Annotated in this window: 25 protein-coding genes and 1 tRNA gene; 15 read left to right on the top strand and 11 right to left on the bottom strand. The window is 69.4% G+C overall.

Annotated elements, in window-relative coordinates:
- Positions 1–39: 39 nt before the first annotated feature.
- The gene (gene aceA / locus BWO91_RS15920; protein WP_079004021.1) at positions 40–1,386 is read right to left on the bottom strand and encodes an isocitrate lyase; all 1,347 of its coding nucleotides are present in this window, start codon (positions 1,384–1,386) and stop codon (positions 40–42) included.
- 151 nt (positions 1,387–1,537) lie between these two features.
- Here aceA and BWO91_RS15915 point away from each other — a divergent pair, with 151 nt between their 5' ends.
- Positions 1,538–3,031 (top strand): helix-turn-helix transcriptional regulator, encoded by a 1,494-nt coding sequence (locus BWO91_RS15915; protein WP_079004020.1) that lies wholly within the window; start codon positions 1,538–1,540, stop codon positions 3,029–3,031.
- 60 nt (positions 3,032–3,091) lie between these two features.
- Here BWO91_RS15915 and BWO91_RS15910 read toward each other — a convergent pair whose 3' ends face one another.
- Positions 3,092–4,165, bottom strand: a complete 1,074-nt coding sequence (locus tag BWO91_RS15910; protein ID WP_079003256.1) for an alkene reductase — start codon at positions 4,163–4,165, stop codon at positions 3,092–3,094.
- 237 nt (positions 4,166–4,402) lie between these two features.
- On the opposite strand from BWO91_RS15910, the gene BWO91_RS15905 reads away from it, so the two are divergent.
- A complete protein-coding gene (locus tag BWO91_RS15905; protein WP_064294555.1) occupies positions 4,403–5,671 on the top strand; it encodes a low temperature requirement protein A in 1,269 nt (422 codons plus the stop codon).
- On the opposite strand, the gene BWO91_RS15900 is transcribed toward BWO91_RS15905, so the two are convergent.
- The gene (locus BWO91_RS15900) at positions 5,646–6,206 is read right to left on the bottom strand and encodes a DUF805 domain-containing protein (RefSeq protein WP_064294554.1); all 561 of its coding nucleotides are present in this window, start codon (positions 6,204–6,206) and stop codon (positions 5,646–5,648) included. The genes BWO91_RS15905 and BWO91_RS15900 overlap by 26 nt on opposite strands.
- Before the next feature lie 249 nt (positions 6,207–6,455).
- Between BWO91_RS15900 and BWO91_RS15895 the strand changes: the two genes are divergently transcribed.
- The 6 genes from BWO91_RS15895 (at position 6,456) to BWO91_RS15870 (ending at position 9,904) form a co-directional block, all read left to right on the top strand.
- Positions 6,456–6,528, top strand: a tRNA-Trp gene (locus tag BWO91_RS15895).
- A gap of 41 nt (positions 6,529–6,569) precedes the next feature.
- Positions 6,570–6,842: a preprotein translocase subunit SecE gene (secE, locus tag BWO91_RS15890; RefSeq protein WP_056014068.1), complete on the top strand. Its 273-nt coding sequence runs from the start codon at positions 6,570–6,572 to the stop codon at positions 6,840–6,842.
- A gap of 139 nt (positions 6,843–6,981) precedes the next feature.
- Positions 6,982–7,938 carry a transcription termination/antitermination protein NusG gene (gene nusG / locus BWO91_RS15885; protein WP_064294553.1) on the top strand — a complete coding sequence of 319 codons (957 nt, stop codon included), beginning with the start codon at positions 6,982–6,984 and terminating at the stop codon, positions 7,936–7,938.
- A gap of 93 nt (positions 7,939–8,031) precedes the next feature.
- On the top strand, positions 8,032–8,463 hold the full coding sequence (gene rplK, locus BWO91_RS15880) for a 50S ribosomal protein L11 (protein ID WP_056014074.1): 432 nt from the start codon (positions 8,032–8,034) through the stop codon (positions 8,461–8,463).
- A gap of 114 nt (positions 8,464–8,577) precedes the next feature.
- Positions 8,578–9,267, top strand: coding sequence for a 50S ribosomal protein L1 (gene rplA, locus BWO91_RS15875; protein ID WP_064294552.1), 690 nt, complete (start codon positions 8,578–8,580; stop codon positions 9,265–9,267).
- Positions 9,268–9,346: 79 nt separating this feature from the next.
- Complete coding sequence (locus BWO91_RS15870; RefSeq protein WP_079003255.1) at positions 9,347–9,904, top strand: GNAT family N-acetyltransferase; 558 nt, start codon at positions 9,347–9,349, stop codon at positions 9,902–9,904.
- 137 nt (positions 9,905–10,041) lie between these two features.
- Here the strand turns inward: BWO91_RS15870 and BWO91_RS15865 are convergent, their stop codons facing one another.
- A complete protein-coding gene (locus BWO91_RS15865; protein WP_139205323.1) occupies positions 10,042–10,998 on the bottom strand; it encodes an NADP-dependent oxidoreductase in 957 nt (318 codons plus the stop codon).
- Positions 10,999–11,299: 301 nt separating this feature from the next.
- Here BWO91_RS15865 and BWO91_RS19960 point away from each other — a divergent pair, with 301 nt between their 5' ends.
- Positions 11,300–11,929: a Pr6Pr family membrane protein gene (locus tag BWO91_RS19960; protein ID WP_064294549.1), complete on the top strand. Its 630-nt coding sequence runs from the start codon at positions 11,300–11,302 to the stop codon at positions 11,927–11,929.
- On the top strand, positions 11,926–12,699 hold the full coding sequence (locus tag BWO91_RS15860; RefSeq protein WP_167620518.1) for a DUF998 domain-containing protein: 774 nt from the start codon (positions 11,926–11,928) through the stop codon (positions 12,697–12,699). Before BWO91_RS19960 ends, BWO91_RS15860 begins: the two co-directional genes overlap by 4 nt.
- Here BWO91_RS15860 and BWO91_RS15855 read toward each other — a convergent pair.
- Positions 12,666–13,892 carry an ROK family transcriptional regulator gene (locus BWO91_RS15855; protein WP_071258753.1) on the bottom strand — a complete coding sequence of 409 codons (1,227 nt, stop codon included), beginning with the start codon at positions 13,890–13,892 and terminating at the stop codon, positions 12,666–12,668. The genes BWO91_RS15860 and BWO91_RS15855 overlap by 34 nt on opposite strands.
- Positions 13,893–13,934: 42 nt before the next feature.
- Complete coding sequence (locus BWO91_RS15850) at positions 13,935–14,597, bottom strand: YqaJ viral recombinase family protein (protein ID WP_079003253.1); 663 nt, start codon at positions 14,595–14,597, stop codon at positions 13,935–13,937.
- 154 nt (positions 14,598–14,751) lie between these two features.
- Between BWO91_RS15850 and BWO91_RS15845 the strand changes: the two genes are divergently transcribed.
- The 4 genes from BWO91_RS15845 to BWO91_RS15830 are packed head-to-tail and all read left to right on the top strand — an operon-like array spanning position 14,752 to position 18,750.
- Positions 14,752–15,498: a sugar phosphate isomerase/epimerase family protein gene (locus BWO91_RS15845; RefSeq protein ID WP_064294545.1), complete on the top strand. Its 747-nt coding sequence runs from the start codon at positions 14,752–14,754 to the stop codon at positions 15,496–15,498.
- Positions 15,495–16,604, top strand: coding sequence for a Gfo/Idh/MocA family protein (locus tag BWO91_RS15840; RefSeq protein ID WP_071258759.1), 1,110 nt, complete (start codon positions 15,495–15,497; stop codon positions 16,602–16,604). The genes BWO91_RS15845 and BWO91_RS15840 overlap by 4 nt, the downstream gene beginning before the upstream one ends.
- Positions 16,601–17,719, top strand: a complete 1,119-nt coding sequence (locus BWO91_RS15835; RefSeq protein WP_079004019.1) for a Gfo/Idh/MocA family protein — start codon at positions 16,601–16,603, stop codon at positions 17,717–17,719. The genes BWO91_RS15840 and BWO91_RS15835 overlap by 4 nt, the downstream gene beginning before the upstream one ends.
- Entirely contained in the window at positions 17,716–18,750 is a 1,035-nt protein-coding gene (locus tag BWO91_RS15830) for a sugar phosphate isomerase/epimerase family protein (protein ID WP_064294543.1), read from the top strand. The genes BWO91_RS15835 and BWO91_RS15830 overlap by 4 nt, the downstream gene beginning before the upstream one ends.
- 46 nt (positions 18,751–18,796) lie before the next feature.
- On the opposite strand, the gene BWO91_RS15825 is transcribed toward BWO91_RS15830, so the two are convergent.
- Entirely contained in the window at positions 18,797–19,057 is a 261-nt protein-coding gene (locus tag BWO91_RS15825) for a hypothetical protein (RefSeq protein ID WP_064294542.1), read from the bottom strand.
- A 108-nt stretch (positions 19,058–19,165) separates the two neighbouring features.
- On the opposite strand from BWO91_RS15825, the gene BWO91_RS15820 reads away from it, so the two are divergent.
- Positions 19,166–20,005 (top strand): NAD-dependent epimerase/dehydratase family protein, encoded by an 840-nt coding sequence (locus tag BWO91_RS15820; RefSeq protein WP_064294541.1) that lies wholly within the window; start codon positions 19,166–19,168, stop codon positions 20,003–20,005.
- A 75-nt stretch (positions 20,006–20,080) separates the two neighbouring features.
- On the opposite strand, the gene BWO91_RS15815 is transcribed toward BWO91_RS15820, so the two are convergent.
- From BWO91_RS15815 to BWO91_RS15800, 4 genes are all read right to left on the bottom strand, one after another.
- Positions 20,081–20,572, bottom strand: coding sequence for a MarR family winged helix-turn-helix transcriptional regulator (locus BWO91_RS15815; protein WP_158596512.1), 492 nt, complete (start codon positions 20,570–20,572; stop codon positions 20,081–20,083).
- A gap of 17 nt (positions 20,573–20,589) precedes the next feature.
- Positions 20,590–22,347 (bottom strand): MDR family MFS transporter, encoded by a 1,758-nt coding sequence (locus BWO91_RS15810; RefSeq protein ID WP_079003252.1) that lies wholly within the window; start codon positions 22,345–22,347, stop codon positions 20,590–20,592.
- 256 nt (positions 22,348–22,603) lie between these two features.
- Complete coding sequence (locus tag BWO91_RS15805; protein ID WP_064294539.1) at positions 22,604–23,284, bottom strand: ABC transporter ATP-binding protein; 681 nt, start codon at positions 23,282–23,284, stop codon at positions 22,604–22,606.
- Positions 23,285–23,374: 90 nt separating this feature from the next.
- On the bottom strand, positions 23,375–24,898 hold the full coding sequence (locus tag BWO91_RS15800) for an ABC transporter permease (protein WP_071258766.1): 1,524 nt from the start codon (positions 24,896–24,898) through the stop codon (positions 23,375–23,377).
- Positions 24,899–24,952: the final 54 nt, after the last annotated feature.

Genomic DNA, 24,952 nt, shown 5'->3' with positions numbered 1-24,952 from the left:
GCGGTCCCTGGGCTTGTCGAAGGGCGGGGCTGGGATGGATCAGTGGAACTGCTGTTCCTCAGTCGAGCCGGCGAGGGCGAGGGTGGCGCTGCCGGGGTTGAGGGCGGTCGCGACCAGGTCGAAGTAGCCGGTACCGACTTCCCGCTGGTGCCTGGTGGCGGTGTAGCCGCTGGACTCTGCGGCGAACTCGGCCTCCTGGAGGTCGACGTACGCGCTCATCGCCCGCTCCCGGTAGTCGCTCGCCAGAGTGAACATCGAGTGGTTCAACGCGTGGAAGCCGGCGAGGGTGATGAACTGGAACGCGTACCCCATGGCGGCGAGCTCACGCTGGAAGGACGCGATCTGCGCATCGTCGAGGTGCGACTTCCAGTTGAACGACGGTGAACAGTTGTAGGCGAGCAGCTTGCCCGGGAACCGCTCGTGGACGGCCTCGGCGAACCGTCGGGCGAGGTCGAGGTCGGGTTCCGCCGACTCGACCCAGAGCAGGTCGGCGTACTCCGCGTAGGCGAGTCCTCGCGCGAGCACCGGACCGATGCCGTTCTCCACCTCGTAGAAGCCCTCCGGGGTCCGGTTCCCGTTCAGGAACGGGAGGTCGCGCTCGTCGATGTCGCTCGTGAGGAGCGTGGCGGCCAGTGCATCGGTGCGGGCGATGACGATGGTCGGGACACCGGCGACGTCCGCCGCCAGCCGGGCCGCATTGAGCGTCCGGATGTGCTGGCCCGTCGGCACCAGCACCTTGCCGCCCATGTGGCCGCACTTCTTCTCACTGGCGAGCTGGTCCTCCCAGTGGACGCCTGCGGCGCCCGCCTGGATCATGCCGGCCATGAGTTCGTAGGCGTTGAGCGGTCCACCGAAGCCGGCCTCGGCGTCGGCGACGATCGGCGCGAGCCAGTCGATCGCCTCGCGTCCCGGGTCCTCCCCGACGGCCCGCTCGGCGAAGTCGATCTGCTCGGCCCGGAGCAGCGCGTTGTTGATCCGCCGGACGACCGCCGGAACCGAGTTCGCCGGGTAGAGGCTCTGATCGGGGTAGGTCTGCCCGGAGAGGTTCGCGTCGGCGGCGACCTGCCATCCGGAGAGGTAGATCGCCTGCAGGCCTGCCCGGACCTGCTGCACGGCCTGGTTGCCGGTCAGCGCGCCGAGGGCGGGCACCCACTCTTCGGTGTGGAGGAGGTTCCACAGTCGCTCCGCCCCTCGGCGGGCGAGTGTCGGTTCCTCCCGGACACCGCCGCGCAGGCGGACGACGTCCTCGGCGGTGTAGTCGCGCCGGACCCCGTCCCAGCGCGGGTCGGTGTCCCACTCGCGCTGCAGTTCCTCGGCCGTCTGCGTCTGGTCGCCGGCGCGGAGGGGCGTGCGGTGGTCGGTCGGTCGGGTGGCTTCGTTGCTCACGATGACTCCTGTGGTGTCGAGGTCGGTGGGGCGGGTCGTGCTGTGGGAACGATCCTGCGCTCGCCGCAACCCCGACGGACGTCATCCGTGGACAGAAGAACGGCCGACCTTCTGTTTGCCGGAACAACCGGCGCGTGTGAGCATGATCACCATGACCAGCACCGCCGCTGCTCCACCCGCCTCCGCCACCCCTGGTGACGGACCTGCTCCGCACGCGGACGCCCTCGTCCTCGGTCGCCGGATCCGCGATGCCCGGTCTCGCGCAGGCCTCACGCTCGACGAGCTCGCGCAGGCGATCGACCGAGCACCGTCCCAGGCATCGGCGATCGAGAACGGGCATCGGGAGCCGAGCCTGTCGATGCTCCGCGTCATCGCCGCCGCCCTCGGCACCACCGTCGACGACCTGCTCCGTGACGAACCGCCGAGCGACCGGGCCGCGCTCGAAATCGCCGTCGAGCGTGCTCAGCGGGGCCCTGTCTGCTCCGCCCTCGGGATCGCGCCCATCCGGGTCTCGAAAGGCACCGCGGACGAGACGTTGCGCACTGTGCTGGCGCTGCACGACGAGGTCGCCCGCCTGCATCGGGAGCGCGCGGCGACACCCGAGGAGGCACGCCGGGCCAACGCGGTCCTCCGGGCGGACATGCGGGCGGCCGACAACCATTTCCCCGAGCTCGAGGCCGTCGCGAAAGGGCTGCTCGACGCCGTCGGCTACACCGGAGGGCCGGTTTCGCATCAGACGGTCGCGGAGATGGCGCAGCACCTCGGGTTCTCGCTCCACTACGTCGGCGACCTGCCGCACTCGACGCGCTCGGTCACCGACCGGCGCAACGGTCGGATCTACCTGCCGACCGAACCCTCGATGTCCCGTGACTCGCGATCACCCATCCTCCAGGCGTTCGCCAGTCACCTGTGCGGACACGAGGAGCCGGGAAACTACGCGGACTTTCTGCGGCAGCGCGTCGAGACCAATTACCTGACGGCGGCCATACTCCTGCCCGAGCGCGACGCCGTGCGCGTCCTCGGTGAGGCGAAACAGCTCCGGCGCATCTCGATGGAGGACCTGCGCGACGCGTTCGCGGTGTCGTACGAGACCGCCGCGCACCGCTTCACGAACCTCGCGACGAGGCACCTCGGACTCCCGGTGCACTTCATGAAGGTGCACGAGTCGGGGACGATCATCAAGGCGTACGAGAACGACGGGGTCACGTTCCCGTCCGACGTCCTCGGAGCGGTGGAAGGCTCGCTCGTCTGCCGCAATTGGACGGCCAGGACCGTCTTCGACGTCGAGGACCGTTTCAGTCCCTGGTATCAGTACACCGACATGGACACCGGCACCTTCTGGTGCACCTCGCGGATCGAGAAGGCCAAGGAGGGCGAGTACTCGGTCAGCGTCGGCGTCCCGTTCGCGCACGTGAAGTGGTTCCGCGGACGCGAGACGCCGCATCGGTCGACCTCGAACTGCCCCGACGAGCGATGCTGTCGTCGGGCGTCGCCGGCGCTCGCCGAACGGTGGGAGGGGAAGGCCTGGCCGGCGGCGCGGACGCCGACGAGTCTGCTGGCGGCGCTGCCGACCGGATCCTTCCCGGGGGTCGACTCCGTCGAGGTGTACGAGTTCCTCGAGTCGCACGCGCCACGGGCGGACTGAGGTGAGGCACCTCGTCGCCCGAGGTGGTGTCGAGCGACGAGGTGCCTCACCTGAGCGTGATCAGCTCGCGAGGCGCGGGTAGTCGGTGTAGCCCTCGGCGCCCGGGCCGTAGAAGGTGGCCGGGTTCGGCGTGTTCTCCTCGTGCTCGCCCGCCCAGCGCTCGACGAGGTCGGGGTTCGCGATGGCGAGACGCCCGACGGCGACGGCGTCGGCGTGCGCGTGCTCGACGAGGGCGATCGCCTCGTCGCGCGTCGTGACGGTGCCGAAGCCGCTGTTGACGACGAGCTTGCCGCCGAAGTGACCGCGCAGGTCCTGGACGAGCGCACCGGCCGGGTCCTCGTGGAGGATGCTGAGGTAGGCGAGGCCGAGCGGTGCCAGGGCGTCGAGCAGGGCCTCGTAGGTCGCGCGGACGTCGGCCTCGTCGGTCTCCGCCGTGTCACCGGCACCGTTCATCGGGGAGATGCGGATGCCGACTCGCGCTGCACCGACCGCCTCCGCGACCGCGCTGACGACCTCGGCGACGTACGACGCGCGAGCCTCCGGGCTGCCTCCGGCGCGGTCGTCGCGCACGTTGGAGACGGGGGAGAGGAACTGGTGCAGCAGGTAGCCGTTCGCAGCGTGGAGCTCGACGCCGTCGAGTCCTGCTTCGATCGCGTTGCGGGCCGCCTGGACGAACTCCTCGCGGACCGTGTCGAGCTCCTCGGCGGTCAGCGCGTGCGGGACGGGGTACGGCTGGGCGCCCGCGGGCGTCCGGACCTCGCCGGCGATGGCGATCGCGCTCGGCGCGACGATGCGGTCGGTGCCAGTGATGTCGGTGTGCGAGACACGGCCACCGTTCATGAGCTGCATGACGATGAGCCCGCCTGCGCCGTGCACGGCCTCCGCGACGCCCCGCCAGCCCTCGACCTGCTCGGGGGTGACGATGCCGGGCTGGCCCGGGTAGGAGCGCGACTCGGCGCTCGGGTAGGTGCCCTCCGTGATGATGAGCCCGAGTCCTGCGCGCTGGCTGTAGTGCTCGGCGACGAGGTCGCCGGGGACGCCGTCGGCTCCGGACCGCATGCGGGTGAGCGGGGCCATGACGACGCGGTTGGCGAGTTCGAGGTCGCCGAGTCGGACGGGGGCGAAGAGATCCATACGGGTGATGCCTTTCGTGGGGGTGCGGCACGCGGACGACGCGGCCTCCGGACGCAACCCGCCGGTGACCGTCGATATTCCGATGATGCTTCTGGACCTTGTGCATCTGGAATACTTCTTGCTAGGCTCGCAGGGTGGTCGTCGGGCTCTGTCCCCGCAGCTCGCGACGAGCACGACCCGGTGTCGACGAATCCGAGGGGGAGGCGTCGGCACCGGGATCCCTGCCAGGATACGAAGATGTCCGCCCCCAGATTCGGCCTCGTCTCCGATCTCCGTCGCCCGGAGTCCGGCGAACGCGCCGAGCGCGTCACGTTCGTCGAGTTGTTCTTCGACCTCGTCTTCGTCTTCGCGCTCACCCAGCTGAGCAAGCTCATCGCCGACGACCAGAGCGTCACCGCCGCGCTCGAGTCGATCGTCCTCATCCTGGCGCTCTGGTGGTCGTGGGTGTCCACGAGCTGGGTGACGAACTGGCTCGACCCGGAACGGCTCGCGGTGCGACTCGCGCTCATCGGCTTCGGCCTGTTGGCGTTCGTCGCGGCGGTGTCGGTGTCGGCGTCGTTCACCGATCGCGCGCTGGCGTTCGCCGTCGCCTACGTCGTGCTCCAGCTCGTCCGGACGCTGTTCATGGTCGTGGCGACCTGGCGGCACGACCGGGACGTGGCCCTGAGTTTCGCACGCGTCCTCGTCTGGACCGCGTTCGCCGCCGTCTTCTGGATCGCCGGCGCGCTGGTGCCGGCCGACTGGCAACTGGCGTTCTGGATCTGCGCCGTCGCCGTCGAGTACGGCGGCGGGGCCCTCGGATTCCGACTGCCGGGGGTGCGGCGCTCGGAGGTCGAGAGCTGGGAGCTCTCCGGTGCGCACCTCTCCGAGCGGGCGTCGCTCTTCATCATCATCGCGATCGGTGAGTCCCTGCTCGTCACCGGGTTCGCGTTCGTCGAGCTCGAGACGTCGGTCGACGCCGTCGTCGGGATGCTGAGCGCCTTCGTCTCCGCGGTCGCGCTGTGGTGGCTGTACTTCCACCGCACGGAGGCGGCGGGACGCCGAGCGGTCGAGGCCGCCGAGGAGGAGGCCGACCGCGCCGACGGTGACGAGGGTCGTTCCGGACGACGCGGGCCGGGACGCCTCGGACGCATCGCGCGCGATGGATACAGCTACGCCCACGTCGTGGTCGTCGCCGGGATCGTGCTCGTCTCGGTGGGGGACAAGGAGATCCTCGACCGACCCGCCGACGCCGTCGAACTCGCCGGGGGCGTCGTCATCCTCGGCGGCCCGGTCCTCTACCTGCTCGGGCTGTCGCTGTTCCGGTTCGTCGTCGACCGCGCCGTACCCCTCGCACCGGTCATCGGCCTCGCGATGCTCGCGGGCTGCGCGGTCGCCGCGTTCCTCCTGCCGCAGCTCGGGGAACTCGTCCTCGGGTGTCTCTGCACCGGCGTGCTCGTCCTCGCCGCGATCGCCGACACGGTCCTCCCGGACCGGCGGGTCACTGCGGAGCGTCGCCAGGCTTGATCTCGGCGCCCTCGCGGTTCGGCCCCGTGTCGTAGCGGGCACCGCCCCGGTCGCTCGGCTGCGCCGCGAGCCAGATGAAGAAGAACCACCCGAAGATCGGGACCAGGTTGATGAGCTGCCACCAGCCGCTGTGGTCCGTGTCGTGCATTCGGCGTGCGTTCAGCGACAGCCCCGGGATGATCGTCGCGAGACCCCAGATCCCGGACAGGATGCTCTGGACGCCCCATGCGGGGCCTTCGGTGACCTGACCCTCCCAGAAACCGGCCGTCACCCCGGTCGCGACGTCGACGCCGCGTCCGATCACCAGGAGTGCGGTGACGATGACGGCGTGGACGACCACCCACCACCAGAACTCGCTCCGGCTGGCCCGCCCGGTGAAGATCGGATACCGCTTCCAGAAGCGGAGGAACGCCTGGATCGGGCCGGCTCCCGGGAGCGGGCTGTCATCCGCGAAGCGGGGCGGGATCCGGCGATCGTCCTCGCGGTTCGTCTCCGCCGCCTTCGAGGTCGTCTCGTGTTCGTCTGCGCTGCTCATCGGTCCCCCCGGGTCGAGTCGTCGTGCGTCCGAAGGAGCAACCCTACGCGAGCAAGCGCTCCGAGTGCAGGAGGAGGGATCCCTCGCCGGCGAGACCTGACGCCGGTTTTACAGCCGGGCGACCGTGCCGTACACTAGATGGAGGTAGTTGAAATCTGCCATGATTTTCTGCGCCTGTTTTCACCCGTGTGGTGAGGCAACGCACAGGAGGTCAGGGTAGCTTCGACCCCTCCGGTGCGTCAGCACTGAAGGGCGGTGGCTCAATTGGTAGAGCAGCGGTCTCCAAAACCGCAGGTTGCAGGTTCAAGTCCTGTCCGCCCTGCGAGTCGGTGCGTATGCACCGGCACACGAAAGGTGTAACGAGTGGCCCCGAAGAGTACCGACACGCCCGGCGAGGACGTCGTCGTCAAGGCGAAGGCGGACCGTGCCGAACGGCGCGGCTTCTTCTCGGGCATCGTCCTGTTCCTGAAGCAGGTCTTCGCGGAACTCAAGAAGGTCGTCACGCCGACGCGGAAGGAACTCCTCAGCTACACGGCTGTGGTGCTCATCTTCGTCTGCATCATGATGGCGCTCGTCTACGGCATCGACTTCGTCTTCGCCTGGGTCGTCACGCTGGTGTTCGGTACCGCGAGCTAGTTCCGCTCAGGTTCCGGTGCTCCGGCCCGGTACCCGGGTTCCACAATCACAGACGGCGACGCAGTCGTCACGCGCCAGGATCCGGCGCCGCGGTCGGGGATCACCCGCGATCCGCACAACAGAAACGGAATGGAAATCAGTGTCTGAGCGAAACTCGAACGACGTCGACTGGGCAACCGCTGCCGAGCAGTCCTCGGAGGACGACGAGGCCCAGGAGGGCAACGTGCTCTCGGCCGACGAGCACTCCGTCGACCCCGCTGAGCACAACGCCGTCCACGTCGAGGAGACCGGCGACACCGAGGTCGACCTCGACGCCGTGCTCGACGCGATGGCAGAAGCCGTCGACCCCGAGGCCGACGCCGTCGTCGACGACGCCCTCGAGCTCGATGAGGCCGCCGAGGTCGAAGCCGCAGCAGAGGCCATCGCCGAAGAAGAGGCCGACCCCACCGACGCCGAGCCCGCCGAGGAGTCCGAGGAGGACCCCTACGACGCGTTCCGCAAGGAACTCCGCTTCCTGCCCGGCAAGTGGTACGTCATCCACTCCTACGCCGGTTTCGAGCGCAAGGTGAAGGCCAACATCGAGCAGCGCAAGTCGACGCTCGAGGTCGCGGACTACATCTACCAGGTCGAGGTCCCCATGGAAGACGTGGTCGAGATCAAGAACGGCCAGCGCAAGATGGTCACCCGCGTCCGCATCCCCGGCTACGTGCTCGTCCGCATGGACCTCAACGAGGACAGCTGGTCGGTCGTCCGCCACACGCCTGGCGTGACCGGCTTCGTCGGCAATGCGCACAACCCCACGCCGCTCCGCTTCGAGGAGTCCTTCAACATGTTGAAGTCGCTCGTCGAGGTCAAGGAGACCGCGCCCGTCAAGGGCTCCGGCACCAAGGGCAGCGCCACGCAGCAGCGTGTCATCCCCGCCGAGGTCGACTTCGAGATCGGCGAGACCATCACGATCAAGGAAGGCTCGTTCGCGGGTCTCCCCGGCTCCATCAGCGAGATCAAGCCCGAGAGCGGCAAGCTCACGGTGCTCGTCTCCCTCTTCGAGCGCGAGACGCCGGTCGAGCTCAGCTTCGACCAGGTCACCAAGCTCTAAGCCACACGGCTCCACAGTCCACCGCCGCCCGACGGGCGCGCGGGAGAGCGCACATCATCCGATGGCGCTCGAACCCCAGAAGAAGGAAGAAACATGGCACCGAAGAAGAAGGTCACGGGTCTCATCAAGCTGCAGATCCAGGCCGGCGCCGCAAACCCTGCTCCCCCCATCGGCCCCGCCCTTGGTCAGCACGGCGTCAACATCATGGAGTTCTGCAAGGCGTACAACGCGGCCACCGAGTCGCAGCGCGGTAACGTCATCCCCGTCGAGATCACCGTCTACGAGGACCGTTCGTTCACCTTCATCCTGAAGACCCCGCCCGCAGCGGAGCTCATCAAGAAGGCCGCCGGCGTCGCCAAGGGCTCCGGTACCCCGCACACCGTCAAGGTCGCGAAGCTCACCAAGGAGCAGGTCCGTCAGATCGCCGAGCAGAAGGCTCCCGACCTGAACTCGAACGACATCGACGCAGCCGCGAAGATCATCGCCGGCACCGCCCGCTCCATGGGCATCACGGTCGAGGGCTAACCCTCTCGACCCGCTTCGGGGACGCCACCAGGCGGAACCGCGCACGTCTCACTTTTTCACTCGTGGCAGCGCCGGCCAGGCGCAGATGACCACATTTCTCATAGGAGAACGCACATGGCACAGAAGTCGAAGGCCTACCGGGCCGCAGCCGAGAAGATCGAGGCTGACAAGTACTACACCCCGAACGAGGCCGTCGCCCTCGCCAAGGAGACCGGTTCCGCCAAGTTCAACAGCACCGTCGAGGTCGCCCTCAAGCTCGGTGTCGACCCGCGCAAGGCTGACCAGATGGTCCGCGGCACGGTCATCCTCCCGCACGGCACGGGCAAGACCGCCCGCGTCATCGTCTTCGCGACGGGCCCGGCAGCAGAAGCCGCGATCGCGGCCGGTGCTGACGAGGTCGGCGGCGACGAGCTCATCGCGAAGGTCGCCGAGGGCTACACCTCGTTCGACTCCGCGGTCTCCACCCCGGAGCTCATGGGCAAGGTCGGTCGTCTCGGTAAGGTCCTCGGTCCCCGTGGCCTCATGCCGAACCCCAAGACCGGCACCGTGACGCCGGACGTGGCCAAGGCCGTGTCCGACATCAAGGGCGGCAAGATCGAGTTCCGCGTCGACAAGCACTCCAACGTGCACTTCGTCGTCGGCAAGGCCTCGTTCGACGCTTCGCAGCTCGAGGAGAACATCAACGCCGCGCTCGAGGAGATCCTCCGCCTCAAGCCGTCCTCCTCGAAGGGCCGTTACATCCAGAAGGGCGCCGTGTCGACCACGTTCGGCCCCGGCATCCCGCTGGACGTCAACTCCATCTAGTCTCACCAGCACGAAGGCCCGGTCGCGTCACGCGACCGGGCCTTCGTCGTACGACGGGGTGGCGTCGTACGATGCAGGGATGGTCTCCACCCGCACCGCCACGGCCGATGACGCCGCCACCCTCGCCACGCTCGCCGCAGCGACCTTCGCCCTCGCCTGCCCGCCCGGCACCGCGCAGGAGCACATCGACGCGTTCATCGCCGAGCACTTCACCTTCGACCGGTTCACCGGCTACCTGGCCGATTCCGGACGCGCGCTCCGGCTCCTCGTCGATGACGATGACGGCACGGCCATCGGCTACACGATGCTCGTCTTCGGCGATCCGGTGGACGCCGACGTGCTCGCTGCGGTCGCGCACCGCCCGACGGCGGAACTCAGCAAGCTGTACGTGCTCCCCGCGAGCCACGGTGCCGGCGGAGCGCGCACGCTCATGGAGGCGACCCTCGACGACGCCCGGTCCCGAGAGGTGACGTCGGTGTGGCTCGGGGTGAACCAGCAGAACGCCAGGGCGATCCGGTTCTACGACAAGAGCGGGTTCACGGTCGTGGGGACGAAGACCTTCCTCGTCGGACCCGAACGGCACGACGACTTCGTCATGGAGCAGGTCTTCGGGAGCGCACTTCGACAGGCTCAGTGACCGGGGTGGGGCTCATTGACCGGTTCTCCGGTCCCTGCGCTCGTCGAAGGGCGGGGTCCTGTCGCCGCTCCCTGAGCGCCCCCAACCGCTCCCTGAGCGCCCCCAACCGGTCCCTGAGCTGGTCGAAGGGCGGCAGCCTAGCCGTCGGCGACCTTGAGGACGATCTTGCCGCGTGAGTGCCCGCCCTCGAGGAGCACGTGGGCCTGCCGGACGGCGTCGAGGTCGAACACCTGGTCGACGAACACCCGGACGTCCCCGGACTCCAGCAGCCTGCTGATGGTGTCGAGTGTGGCGCCGTCGGGTGCCACGGTGAACCGCGTCGCGCGGACGCCCGCGGCCCGGGCCTCCTCCTCGAGTGTCGGCCAGGAACCGGTCGGCGCATTGATGATGAGCCCGCCCGGGCGGAGGACCCGCAGGGATCGCGACCCCGTGTCCTCCACGGTGTTGCCCACGAGGTCGATCACGACGTCGACCTGGTCGACGACGTCCTCGAACCGGTGCAACTCGTGGTCGACCGCCTGATGGGCGCCGAGTTCGCGCAGCCAACCGACATTCCGACCGGAGCCGGTGGCGATCACCCGCGCGCCGAAGTAGGTGGCGAACTGCACGGCGAAGTGCCCGACACCGCCGCTCCCGGCGTGGACGAGGATGCGCTGCCCCTCGTGCGCCTTCGCGACGTCGACGACCATGCCCCACGCGGTCAGTGCGGCGAGGGGGACCCCGGCTGCCTCGACGTGCGACAGGGTCGTCGGCTTCCGCGTCAGGCTCAGGGAGGACACCGTGACGTACTCGGCATAGCTGCCGCCCGTCCGCGGGAAACTCGTCATGCCGTAGACCTCGTCGCCGGGCAGGAGGCCGGCCGCAGCGAAGGGCGACTCGACCACGATGCCGCTGAAGTCGTACCCGAGGACGGCCGGCATCGTCGTGATGGCCGAGGAGACGCCCCGGCCCGCGCGGGTCTTGGCGTCGACCGGGTTCACGCCGGCCGCGACGACCTTCACGAGGAACTCCGCCATGACCGGACGCGGTGTCGGTACGGTCTCCATCCGGAGGACCTCAGGGCTGCCGACGGCGTCGATCACCGCGGCTCGCATGGTCTCCGGTGCCGGCTTCACCGCGTCCGCGGTTGTCGCCAGAGACCAGGAGTGTCCGACTCCTTGACGCATCGAGTACTCCTTCGTCGTTCATCCCCCGAAAGCTCCACCCGGCGGAGGTCGGCTCGGCGACGAGTCTCGCTCCGGTGCGTGGTCCGGCTCTGTTCTCATCAAACCCGTCGAATGAGTCGGCGCTGTTACGGGGGTGTCAATTGGCTGGAAACGATTCCCTCTCTTCGGGGGACACGGCTGCCCGGCTGTCGCCCGATCGTCGGGAGCGTGCTTCCGATACAGTGGCGCAATGCGCGCACTGTTCGGAGTCATCAGGATCATCGCGGGTGGGGTGATCATCGCCGCCATCGTCGGCCAGTTCGTCTACACCCTGTCCTTCGGTGATGCGCCCGACGACTTCTTCGTCAACTTCTTCAGCTACTTCACGATCCTGTCGAACGCGCTGAGTGCGATCGTCCTGTTGGTCGGCGCCGGGTACTGCTTCCGGCTGCGACGCGATCCGGCCTGGTACAACCTCGTCCTCGGCTGCGTCGTGACCTACATGGCGACCACCGGCGTCGTCTACAATCTGCTGCTCCGCGGCATCGCCCTCGACCAGGGGCACACCCTCGGCTGGTCGAACGAGGTGCTGCACCTCATCGCACCGATCTACCTGGTGCTCGTCTGGATCGTGACGCCCGGCAAGTCCCGCCTGGAATGGCGTCAGGTGTGGGCGATCATCGCGTTCCCGCTCGTCTGGACCGTCTACACGATGATCCGCGGATCGATCGTCGGCTGGTACCCGTACCCGTTCCTCAACCCGGCTCAGCCCGGCGGCTGGGGAGCCGTCGTCGTCTACATGATCGCCATCGCCGGGTTCATCGGCCTGATGGGCTGCGCCGTCATCGCGTTGAGCCGGACGAGGCTCATCCGCGGATGACGGGAGCCACATCGGACCAGCGGGTCCCTCGCTCCTCGGCGGTCCGCCGTCGCCGGTCCGTCGCCCTCGCGTTCGCGATCATCGGTGGCGTGCTCGTCGTGGTCGCCACGGTCATGATCTGGGCCGCGCGTCTCAGTCTCGGTAAGAACAGCTACGTGAGCGGCCTCGGCGCCACCGGCGAGGTGACGGCTCCGGTCTTCAACGCGGCACTGCTCATGGTCGCGATCGGTGGTCTCAGCATCGCCGGAGCGCTGCAGCGAGTCCTCCCGTCCCGCGAGCCCGGTCAGCGCCGCACGAGGGTCGGACTGCTGCTCGTCCCCTGGCTGCTCGTCGGACTGTCGAGCCTGTGCTTCCTCGTGGCGTCCCGGGTGACCTGTACCTACGAGTGCCCGATCCCGTCGAACCCGCTGTTCACGCTCCAGGACGCGGTGCACATCTCCTTCGCGGTGCTGGGCTTCGCGCTCGCCTGCCTGGCGATGATCGGGTCGGCCCTCGGATCGCGGTTGCGCGCCGTCCGGCGGCTGTCCTGGTTCGCGGGGTCAGCCGTCGCGGTGATCGCGGGGCTCGGCGGCCTCCTCTCGCTCGCCGAGGTGGGGCAGCAGGTCGGGAGCTGGTTGGAGTTCGCGGCGATGACGATCGCCCTGTTCTGGCTCGTCGGATACGGCCTGGCGGAGGTGCTCGCCGTCGGGAAGGCGGACGACGACGGACGCCCTGGTTCCACAGTGGAGGACGCGCGTCAGGTCGATGCGGCGTCGAGCGCCCGAGGCTGAGTCATCGCGTCGATCGCGGGTGCGGACAGGGCGTCGCGCAGCACCATGATCGCCGCTCCCAAGACCCCGGCCTCCTCGCCGGCCGTCGAGGTGACGATGCCGAGGTGCCCGGTGGCGAGCGGCATCGACCGACGGTAGACCACTTCGCGGACGCCGGTGAGGAGATGTTCGCCGGCACGCGTCATCGTCCCACCGAGCACGATCACCGAGGGGTTCAGGAGGTTCACCACGACACTGAGCACCTCACCGATCTCCCGGCCGGCCTGCCGGGTGGTCTCGATGGCCGTCCGGTCGCCCGCGCGGATGAGCGCTGCGACGTCGCGACTGCTCATGGCGTCGATCCCGTGGGCGCGGAGCTCGGTGGCGATCGCCGGCCCGCTCGCGATGGCCTCGAGGTCGCGGTCGTCGTCGGCTGCGCGCGGGGAGTCCCGTCCGACGGGGACCTGCACATGCCCGATGTCGCCGGCCGCACCGAGTGCGCCGCGCTGCAGTTCGCCACCCGCGATGATGCCGGCACCGATCCCCGTGGACACCTTCACGTAGACGAGGTCGTCGGTGTCCGGCCAGGAGATCGCGTGCTCCCCGAGGGCGAGGACGTTGACGTCGTTGTCGACGAGGACCGGGACGTCGAGGGTCCGGCGGATGTAGGCGGGGACGTCGAAGCGGTCCCAGCCCGGCATGATCGGCGGGTTGGTCGGCCGTCCGGTGGAGTGCTCGACCGGTCCCGGCAGGCCGATCCCGATCCCGATGACCGGGGGAGCGACCGGCTGGGGTGTGGCCCACGTCTGCGGAGCGGCCAGCAGGGCCGACGCCGCTTCGACGACCCAGTCGAGGACGGGCTCGGGTCCTGCGGCGATCTGCAGCTCCGCGCGGCTCGTCGCGAGGATCGCTCCGGCCAGGTCGGTGACGGCCACCGTCCCGTGCGTCGCCCCCAAGTCGACGGCGACGACGACGCGCGCGAGCGGGTTGAACGCGATCCGTGCGGGCGGGCGGCCACCCGAGGAGGCTGCCTCTCCAGCGGGACGGAGCAGGTCAGCGGCCACGAGGGCGTCGATCCGGAGGGAGACGGTGGAGCGGGCCAGGCCGGTCAGGGCGCACAACTCCGACTTCGTGCGTGCCTCACCGCCGCGGAAGAGTTGGAAGAGGTCGCCGGCGCCCGGTGCTCCGGGGGAGGGGCGTAGCGGCTCGGTCATGGCCACAGTCAACCACCTCGGTCGACTTCTGTCGACTTGTCGTCAGAAGTCGAGGCTCACCAGGGGTTCCCGGAGCGGCCGAGCGACGGGCGCGGGCTCCGGGAGGACCGGGCGCCGGGCGGCCGGATTGGTGCGGTGGTACAGCTCGTCGATGAGTGCGTTCGCGAGGCCGACCAGCTTCGCGATCTCGGCGTCGTCGCGCTCGACCCATCGACAGAGCGGTTCGTCGTCGACGGGGACGAAGTCCTTGTGCTCCTCCCAGACCACGAGTGTCCGCTCCGCGCCGATCACGTACTGCTGCCACCACACCTGACGCAGGTAGTTGCGGGGGATCGAGCGCCAGGACTTCGTCGTGGTCTTGATCTCCGCGAGCACGACGGCCCCGCGCTCGGTCACGGCGATGCCGTCGGGGGTGGCGAGGTGGCGGTGTTCGACCTCGGCCCGGAACAGCGCCGACGAGGGGTTGATCCCGTGCGTCGCGGCGACCCACCGGGCGATCTCGGGCTCGCGGGCGCGCCCGTGGTCGGTGAAGGCGTTGCCGGAGAAGCCCGTCCCGCCGAGCTTCGCGTCGGCCGCCCGCTGGATCGAGGCCGGGGTCGAGAGGGTGGCGACGTCGGTCGCGGTGATCCCGCGCGAACGAGCCCGCAGCCACGAGATGCGGTCGCTGGAATCAGCGACGATCCGGGAGAGCAGAGCTGAGTTCACCTCTCCATTGTCCCCCACGCTTCCGACTCCTGCGGTATTCGTCGCCGGGGGAGTGGCGACCGGTGGGAGACTTTTGTTTGACCACCGACAGAAGTGTGGTTAGCCTGGATCTCGCAGCAGCGGCTGCCTGACACCATCATCATTGAGGAGCATCGTGTCGACTTCCCAACTCTCTGTCCAGCTCTACTCGGTACGGGAGCCGCTCACCGCGGATCGTGCCGCAGCGCTGCAGCGCCTGACCGAGATCGGCTTCCGTCAGGCCGAGCCGTTCGGCTTCGGTCCCGGCGTCAGCCTGCAGGACATCCACGATGCCGGCCTCGCCACCCCGAGCGCGCACGGCAAGGTCATCGCCGAGGGCATCGACCTGTCGGCGGCCTTCGGCGCCGCTGCTGAGCAGGGCGTACAGGTCCTCATCGACCCCGCCATCGCCGAAGAGCGCTTCGCCACGGCAGAGACGGTCGCGTCGATCGCCGACGAGCTGAACGCCGCGGCGGCGGTCGCCGCCGGTCACGGGGTCCAGGTGGGCTACCACAACCACTGGTGGGAGCTCGAGGGCGACGTCGCGGGCACCAGCCCGCTCGAGCACCTCGCCGCACTCACCGACCCGGCCGTCGTGTTCGAGGTCGACACCTACTGGGTCGAGGTCGGTGGACGCCGCGCGGTCGACGTCCTCGGCGCGATCGGTGATCGCGTGCGCTTCATCCACGTCAAGGACGGTGACGCCTCCCGCGACACGCTGAAGCAGCTGCCCGCGGGTGCCGGGGTCGTCCCGGTGCTCGACATCCTCGCCGCGGCACCGCAGGCCCTGCGCGTCGTCGAGTTCGACGCGTTCGACGGCGACATCTTCCAGGGGCTCGAGCAGAGCTTCACCTACCTCACCACGAACGGAGTCCAGGCATGAGCAACAGCACCGGAACGGTCGGTGTCGGACTCATCGGCGCCGGCGTCATCAGCGACCAGTACCTCGGCAACCTGGTGACCTTCCCCGACCTCGACGTCCGGTTCGTCGCGGACCTCGACCTCGAGCGGGCGAAGACGCAGGCCGAGAAGTACGGGGTGCCCGGCCACGGCTCGGTCGCCGAACTCCTGGCCGACCCCGAGATCGAGATCGTCGTCAACCTGACCATCCCGAAGGTCCACGTCGAGGTCGCCATGCAGATCCTCGACGCCGGCAAGCACGTGTGGAGCGAGAAGCCCTTCGCGCTCGACCGTGAGAGCGGGCAGGCCCTGCTGGCCGCCGCGAAGGAGAAGGGGCTCCGCGTCGCCACGGCACCGGACACCTTCCTCGGCGCCGGCATCCAGTCCGCCCGCCGACTCGTCGAGGCCGGTGGCATCGGCCAGCCCCTCACCGCGCTGACCCTCATGCAGAGCCCCGGCCCGGAGTCGTGGCACCCGAACCCCGACTTCCTGTTCCAGGACGGCGCCGGTCCGCTCTTCGACATCGGCCCGTACTACATCACGGCGCTCGTGCAGCTGTTCGGGCCGATCGCCCGCGTCACCGCTCTGGCCTCACAGGCCTTCCCGCAGCGGACGATCGGATCCGGCCCGCGCGCGGGTGAGTCGTTCGACGTGACGGTGCCGACGCACGTGAGCGCCCTCTTCGAGTTCGAGAGCGGCCAGCTCGCGCAGAGCGTCTTCAGCTTCGACTCCAAGCTCGGTCGCACGCAGTTCGAGGTCGCCGGCTCGACCGGCACGCTCGTCGTCCCCGACCCGAACACCTTCGAGGGTGACCTGCTCGTCTACGGCGGTGGCGAGGAACCCGAGTCGATCCCGTCGACCGGTCCGACGCAGGGCCGCGGAACCGGTGTGGTCGAGCTCGCGCAGGCGATCCGCGCCGGTCGTCCCGAGCGTGCCTCCGGTGAGCTCGCCTACCACGTGCTCGACGTCATGGTCTCGACGGCCGAGTCGGGCCTGAGCCGCACCTCGGTCGACGTCGTCAGCACCGTGGAGCTCGCTCCCGCGCTCCCCGAGTCGTGGACGCCGGCGGACGGCACCTTCGGAGCATGACCGTGGCCGGTCCCGGTATCGCGGTGGTGGGCGGTGGCTTCATGGCCACCGTCCACAGCCGGGCGGCCCGCGCGGCGGGTGCCCGGCTGGTCGGTGTCGTCGCCTCGACGCCCGAGCGCTCGCGGGAGGTCGCCGCGAACCTCGGGTTCGAGCGCGGGTACGGCTCGCTCGACGAGCTGCTGGCCGACCCCTCGGTCGACGTGGTGCACGTGTGCACGCCGAACGCGCTCCACGCCGAGCAGGCACTCGCGGCCATCGCGGCCGGCAAGCACGTCGTCTGTGAGAAACCCCTCGCGACCGACGCCGCGACCGCCGAGCGTCTCGTCAGCGCCGCAGCCGAGGCCGGTGTCGTCGGCACGGTGCCGTTCGTCTACCGCTTCCACCCGCTCGTCCGGGAGGCCCGCGCGCGTGTCGCCGCGGGCGACCTCGGGACCCTGCTCACGATCAGCGGGTCGTACCTCCAGGACTGGTTGCTCGCGCAGGCCGACGACAACTGGCGGGTCGACTCGGCGGCCGGGGGCCGTTCGCGCGCCTTCGCCGACATCGGTTCCCACCTCGTCGACCTCCTGGAGTTCATCACCGGCGCGCACATCACCGAGCTGAGTTCGACGGTCCGCACCTTCTTCGCCGAACGCGCGAACACCCCGGAGGTCACGACCGAGGACGCGGCCGCGGTCGTCATCCGGCTCGAGGGCGGCGCCATCGGCACGCTGCTCGTCTCGCAGGTCGCGCCCGGTCGGAAGAACCGTCTGCACCTCGAGGTCGCCGGGACGGAACTCATCATCGGTTTCGACCAGGAAGCGCCGGAGACGCTCTGGCTCGGCCGTCGGTCGGGGACGCAGGTGCTGCCTCGCGACGCCGACCAGTTGCACCCGGACGCCGCACGCCTGTCCATCGTCCCCTCGGGGCACCCGATGGGCTACCAGGACGCCTTCAACGCCTTCGTGGCCGACAGCTACGCGGCGATGGCCGGACAGTCGCCGGACGGTCTGCCCGTCTTCGCGGACGGACTCCGAACCGCGCGCATCACCGAGGCCGTTCTGGACGCGGCCGACACCGGTCGCTGGGAAGCGATCGCCACCTCCACCGACGACGAGCAGAGGATCAACGCATGACCGACACCACCGACAAGCAGTACGCGAGCCGCCTCCCGGTGACCCTGTTCACCGGACAATGGGCGGACCTCCCCTTCGAGGAGGTCGCCCGCCTCGCCGCCTCCTGGGGCTATGACGGCCTCGAGATCGCGGCCTCGGGCGACCACCTCGACCTGAAGCGCGCGGATGAGGACGACGCCTACCTGCAGTCCCGCCTCGACATCCTCGACCGGCACGGTCTCGAGGTCTTCGCGATCTCGAACCACCTCACCGGCCAGGCCGTGTGCGACGACCCGATCGACTTCCGCCACCAGGCGATCGTCCGCGACTACACCTGGGGCGACGGCGACGCGGAGGGGGTACGTCAGCGCGCGGCCGAGGACATGAAGCGCTCCGCGCGGGTCGCCCGCAAGCTGGGCGTCGACACGGTCGTCGGCTTCACCGGGTCGAAGATCTGGCAGTACTCCGCGATGTTCCCGCCGGTACCGGCCTCCGTCATCGACGCCGGGTACGAGGACTTCGCCACCCGCTGGAACCCGATCCTCGACGTCTTCGACGCCGAAGGGGTCCGCTTCGCCCACGAGGTGCACCCGTCCGAGATCGCATACGACTACTGGACGAGTGTCCGCACCCTCGAGGCGATCGACCACCGCCCGGCGTTCGGTTTCAACTGGGACCCGTCGCACATGATGTGGCAGGGCGTCGACCCGGTGGGGTTCATCGTCGAGTTCGCGAACCGGATCTACCACGTCGACTGCAAGGACACCCGGATCCGGCCGGCCACCGGTCACGCCGGCATCGTCGGCTCGCACCTGCCCTGGGGCGACCCGCGACGCGGCTGGGACTTCGTGTCGACCGGTCACGGCGACGTGCCGTGGGAGGACGCCTTCCGTGCCCTCTCGAGCATCGGCTACGCCGGGCCGATCTCCATCGAGTGGGAGGACGCCGGCATGGACCGCCTGCACGGAGCCGAGGAGGCCGTCGGGTACATCCGGAACCTGCTCTGGAAGTTGCCCGAGCAATCCTTCGACGCGGCGTTCAGCACCCAGTAGCCCCGGTCCCTGAGTCGCTTCCCCGGTCCCTGAGCCTGTCGAAGGGCTACAACGCCTTCGCCGCCGCCACGAGCACCTGGTTGAGCGTGGGTGCCCCGGTCGCGCGGAACACCTCGGTGCCGTCGTCGGCCGTGATGATGACCGTCGGGGTGGAACGGATGCCGTCGGCCTCCGCCTCCGCCGAACGGAAGGCGACGTCGCGCTCCTCGACGACGGCTCCGGCCACGAGTGCCGGGACCTCGGCCAGGACGGCGCGAGCCTGCATGCAGGGGGCGCAGAACGCGGAGGTGTACAGGGTGAGCTTCACATCTCCTCCAACGCGAGCCGACGGTCCGCCATTCCACCGCGACCGCCGGTTCCTGGGTGAGTTGTCAATCGCCCACCCATTCCTCGTCGGATGGACCAGGATGGCGTCATGAGAATCGCAGTGACGGGAGGCTCGGGCAAGCTCGGGCGAACAGTGGTCGGCCATCTTCGGGAACACGGTCACCTGGTGATCAACCTCGACCAGGCGGGAGAGCGCGGTGACGGCTTCGTCCGCATCGACCTGCGTGACGCGGGCCAGGTGTTCGACGCCCTCACCGGTGTCGACGAGCAGGCGCCGAACGGGTTCGACGCGGTCGTCCACCTGAGCGCCATCCCTGCGCCGGGGCTCTCGACGAACACCGCGACCTTCCAGAACAACATCCTCAGCACCTACAACGTGTTCAACGCCGCCATCAAGGCCGGCATCACGAACATCGTCACGGCGTCGAGCGAGACCGTGCTCGGGCTGCCGTTCGACACCCCGCCCCCGTACATCCCCGTCGACGAGGCCTACGCCGCACGACCCGAGTCGACGTACTCGCTGTCGAAGCACCTCGAGGAGCAGCTGGCGATCGAGCTCACGCGGTGGCACCCCGAGCTCAAGATCATCGCCCTCCGGTTCTCCAACGTGATGGACGAGGCCGACTACGCGGCGTTCCCCTCGTTCGACGCCGACGCCACCCTCCGCAAGTGGAACCTCTGGGGCTACATCGACGGCCGCGACGGCGCGCAGGCCGTGCGACTCGCGCTCGAGCACCAGGCCACGGGATTCGACCGGTTCATCATCGCGGCTGCCGACACGGTCATGTCGCGCGACAACGTCGAGCTCGTCGCAGAGGTCTTCCCGGACGTCCCCGTCACCGGCGACATCGCCGGCAACGGCACCCTGCTCTCGATCGACCACGCCCGCGAGGTCCTCGGGTACGACCCGAAGCACAGCTGGCGCTGACCCGTTCTCAGGAGTTCCTCGGCGCGTCGCTTGCTCGCGAGCCCGGCGCTCCGGCGGACTCCTGAGAAAGGGACTTCAGAGGGCGCCGTTGAGCTTCGCGAGGAGTTCGGCGAGCCGCCGCACCTCGGCCTCGTCCCAGGACGAGAGCTGCTGGTAGAGCATCGCCTGGTCGTTGGCCCGTGTCGACTCCATCCGGCGCTCGCCCTCGGCGGTCGCGACGACGAGGCTCGCACGGCCGTCCTCGGGGTCCGGCGTCCTCGTGACGAGGCCGAGCGTCTCCAGTTGGTGGATGAGACGGCTCACCGCGCTCTTGTCCGTCGCGAGCATCTCGGCCAGGGCACCGGCGCGGATCGCTCCGGAGCGCGAGACCATGCTGAGCAACTTGTAGCCGGCCGGCTGGAGTCCGGGGGAGATCCGCTCGGCGCGGTCGCGGATACCGTTGCGGATGCGGTTGACGAGGAGCGCGAACTGCTCCTCCACGGCACCGATCGCGAGGTCGTGCGCGGTGCCGGCCGCTGCGTCGTCGGCAGCGGCCGGCCCGGCCTGGGCGTCGTGATCGATGGACATCGTTCGCATTGTACGGACTAGCGGCCGTGGCGGGGGCTGTGTGCCTCGGTCTCCGTGCCGCCGTCGGTGTCGGCGGTCTCGTCCCGTCCTCGCTCGAGTCGGGTGTCCGCCTCGCCACCGATCATGGCCTCGGCCACGTCGAGCGCACCGGTCGCGAATGACTGGGTCGACGTGGACCCGGTGGCCGTCGTGACGGACCCGGTGGCCGCGCCGACGAGGGCGGGCTCCCCGGAACGCTGCTCGGCCATGCGCTGCACGGCGTTCTTCGACCCGAGCTTCTTGTTCGGGAGGAAGATCACGGCGATGATCGTCAGGATCGCGAGTGGTGCGGCGACGAGGAAGATGTCGGCCACCGCGTCACCGTAGACGGATTCGATGATGGTCCGCACCGACTCGGGCAGCGTGCTCACCTTCGGGATCGTGCCGCTCGAGAGCGTCTCGGCGATCTTGGCGCCGGGTGCGCCGAGGGCGACGATGGCCGCCTGCAGGTCGGCCTGGCGGTCGGCCAGCATGTCGGTGACCTTCGTCGCGAGCACGGAGCCCATGACCGAGACGCCGATCGTGCCGCCGAGGCTGCGGAAGAACGCGACACCCGCGCTCGCCGTACCCAGCTGCTGCGGCAGGACGTCGTTCTGGACCACGAGCACGAGGTTCTGCATCACCATGCCGACGCCGGCGCCCAGGATGAACATGAACACCGAGACGAGCAGGTAGTTCGTGTCGTAGTGGATCGTGCTCATGAGGAACAGGCCGGCGGTGAGGAGGATCGAGCCGACGATGAGGTACGGCTTCCAGTGGCCGAAGCGGGAGATGAACTGCCCGACCACGATGGAGGCGATCAGGAGGCCGCCGATCATCGGGAGCGTCAGCAGGCCCGACTCCGTCGGCGTCGCTCCACGCGCCAGCTGCATGTACTGGCTGAGGAACACCGAGGTGCCGAACATCGCCACACCCACCGAGATGCTCGCGACGACCGCGAGGGTGAAGGTGCGGTTCTTGAACAGCGACATCGGGATGATCGGCTCGTCGACCTTGATCTCGACGATGACCGCCGCGGCGAGCAGGAGGACGGAGATGCCCACCATGACGAGCGTCGTGAAGCTCGCCCACTCGAACTGCGTCCCGGCCAGGGTGACCCAGATGAGCAGCAGCGAGACGCCGCCGGCGATGAGGGCGGCGCCCAGGTAGTCGATCTTGACCTTGCCGACGTTCCGCTTCGGGAGGTGGAGCGTGCGCTGCAGGAGGAAGATCGCGGCGATCGCGAAGGGGACGCCGACGAAGAAGTTCCAGCGCCAGCCGAGCGAGTCGGTGAGGAGGCCGCCGAAGAGCGGGCCGCCGACCGTGCCGACCGCCATGACCGCACCGAAGAGGCCCATGTACCGGCCACGCTCACGCGGGCTGATGATGTCGGCCATGATGATCTGGCTGAGCGCCGTGAGACCACCGGCGCCGAGGCCCTGCAGGACGCGGAAGCCGATGAGCGTGCCGGTGTCCTGCGAGAAGCCCGCGAGCGCCGAGCCGAGGACGAAGATCCCGAGCGCCAGCTGGATGAGCAGCTTGCGGTTGAAGAGGTCGGCGAACTTGCCCCAGATGGGCGTCGAGACGGTGGTGGCGAGGAGGGTGGCCGTGACGACCCAGGTGAAGGCCGTCTGGTCGCCGTTCAGGTCGGAGATGATCCGGGGGAGGGAGGTCGAGACGACGGTGCCGGCGAGGATCGACACGAACATGCCGAGGAGGAGGCCGGAGAGGGCCTCGAGCACCTGGCGATGCGTCATGCCGTTGTCCGCGCGAGCGGGCGTGGCGGGTGTTGAGGTGGTGTGTGACATGGGCTCCGCGATCGTGATGACGTCAGCTAGTTGATATGCGTCAACTATATGAGAAGTAGTTGATCAGTGTCAACCAATCACGGTGACGGCGTATTCCCGTGGCAATTCGACAGGCTCAGGGACCGGGGCGGGGGTGGCTCAGGGACCGGGGTGGGCGGCTCGGGGAGCGGATGGGAGCCGCTCCCCGAGCCTGCCGAGGCGCCGGTCAGCGCCGAGTCGTGACGTCCTTGAGCTTCCCGTTCGCGATGTGCAGACGACGCTCGGCGCGCTTGGCGACCGCGGTGTCGTGCGTCACCACCACGACGGTGAGCCCGCGGTCCCGCCACAGGCCCTCGAGGAGGTCCATGATCTCGTCGCGGGTCTCCTCGTCGAGGTTGCCGGTCGGTTCGTCGGCGAGCAGCACCTCAGGCTCCTTGACGAGCGCACGGGCGATCGCGACCCGCTGCTGCTGCCCACCGGACAGCTCGGCGGGGAGGTGTGAACCCCGCTCGGCGAGTCCGACGGACGCGAGCGCCGCGCGAGCCCTGGTCTCGCGTTCGGCCCGCGGGGTGCCGATCGGGACCAGGGCCATCTCGACGTTCTCCTGTGCTGTGAGCGTCGGGATGAGGTTGAATCCTTGGAACACGAAGCCGATCTCCGTGGCGCGGATCCTGCCGAGCTTCGTCTCGCTGAGCGTCGAGAGGTCGTCGCCGGCGAGGGAGATGCTGCCGGCGGTCGGTCGGTCCAGTGCGCCGAGCATCTGGAGGAGCGTCGACTTGCCGCCGCCGGTCGGGCCCTGGATGGCGACGAGCTGTCCATCGGGGATCTCGAGGTCGACGCCGTCGAGCGCCGTGACGGAGCGCTTCGCCTGGCGGTACTGCTTGGTGAGGCCGGTGATCGTGTACATGGGGTCCTTCGTTCTGCTGGTCGGAGTGAGAAGTCGGACCGCCGGGTGGTCGCGGGGGAGACGGCCACCCGGCGGCGTCTGGTGCGTCGCCTAGGCGACGGAGCGGAGTGCCTCGGCCGGGCGCAGTCGTGAGGCGCGCCACCCGCCGATCGCACCGGCGAGCAGCCCGCCGAGGATGGCGATCCCGACGGCGATGACGATAATCCACGCGGTCACGGGAGCCTGGAGGACGATGTCGGTGGTGGTCGCGGCCGCAGCGCCCGGGGCACCGCCGAACCCACCGGCCGCTCCCGCCGCCGCATCCGACGGCATGCCCGCGGCACCGCCGGGGCCGCCGAGTCCGCCGCCGGCGGAGGTCGTCGCCGCTGCACTGAGGGTCGGAGCGACGAGGTTCACCACGAGGATGCCGATGAGGCCGACCGCGACACCGACGGCGCCGCCGATGAGCGACTGGACGACGGACTCACCCGCGACCTGGCCGACGATGCGCCGGTCGCTCCAGCCGATCGCCTTGAGCGTGCCGAACTCGCGGGTCCGGCGCGTGACGCCGGAGATCGTGAAGAGGATCGCGATGAGGAACGCGGCGGCGAGCACGATGAGCGACAGCCAGGTGCCGAGGTTCGACACCAGCGTCGACGCCGAGGCGAGCGAGCCGGACACGGTGGACGCGAGGTCCTCCTGGGTGCTCACGGTCGCGTCGGGCAGTGCCGCCTCGATGTCCGTCTGCACCTGCGTGATGTCGGTCGACGAGGCGGCCTGCACGTACACGTCGCTGACCTGGCCGTCGAGCCCGGCGAGGGACTGCGCGACGTCGAGGGGGATGTAGACGTTCGATGCGGTCGTCGAATCGGCCCCGGAGGCGGTCACCGTGCCGACCACGCTGAACGTGGTGCCCGCGATGTCGATCGTGTCGCCGGTGGCGATCCCCGCCTCGGTGGCGTAGGAGGCGTCGAGGACGGCGACGTCCGTGCCCGCGTCGTCGGCTGCGAGCGAGCGACCGTCGCTGAGGGTGACGGCCGAGAGCGGACCCACGGCGTCGCCCGAGGGGTCGAGACCGAGGACCGTGAAGGAGTCGACGCCGAAGGAACTCCCGCCTGCGCCGTCCGGACCACCCTGCGGCGGGGTCGCGCCGCTCGCGTCACCGCCCGGGACGCCTGCCGCCCCGTCGGATCCCTGTGCCTGCGAGAAGTCGGGCAGCTCGCCCGTGAAGGTCGTGTTCGTGAGCGACAGGGTGGCTGCGGCGGCCTCGACGTTGGCGACGTCGGTGACCGTGCCGAGGGACGTCGCGTCGAAGGTCGACGTGCCACGCGCGGCTTCCAACCGCGACTGGTTGACGGTCGTCGTCCCGTCACTCGTCGACCCGTCGCCCGAGCCGAAGTCGAAGTTCTGGCCGGGGCCGCCGCCGTCCGTCGGCGCCTCGGCCGCCTGACTCACCGTGATGTCCGTTCCGACCCCGTAGACGGATTCCAGCACCGACGCCTGCGCCGTCTTCACGCCGGCGGCGACCGAGTTGACGATGATCACGAGGGCGATGGCGAGCGCCATCCCGATGGCGATGATGATGGTCTGTTTGCGGCGACCGACGAGTTCCCGCCGGAGATAGGTTCCGAACATGTCTGCGTTTCCTTCTGCTCTGGTGCACGTGCCGGCGTCCCCGTTGCGCGACGC

This window comes from Plantibacter flavus (assembly GCF_002024505.1).
Taxonomy (GTDB): domain Bacteria; phylum Actinomycetota; class Actinomycetes; order Actinomycetales; family Microbacteriaceae; genus Plantibacter; species Plantibacter flavus_A.
Note: the sequence above shows the minus strand (reverse complement) of the source record. Positions and strands in the feature narration are given on the sequence as shown.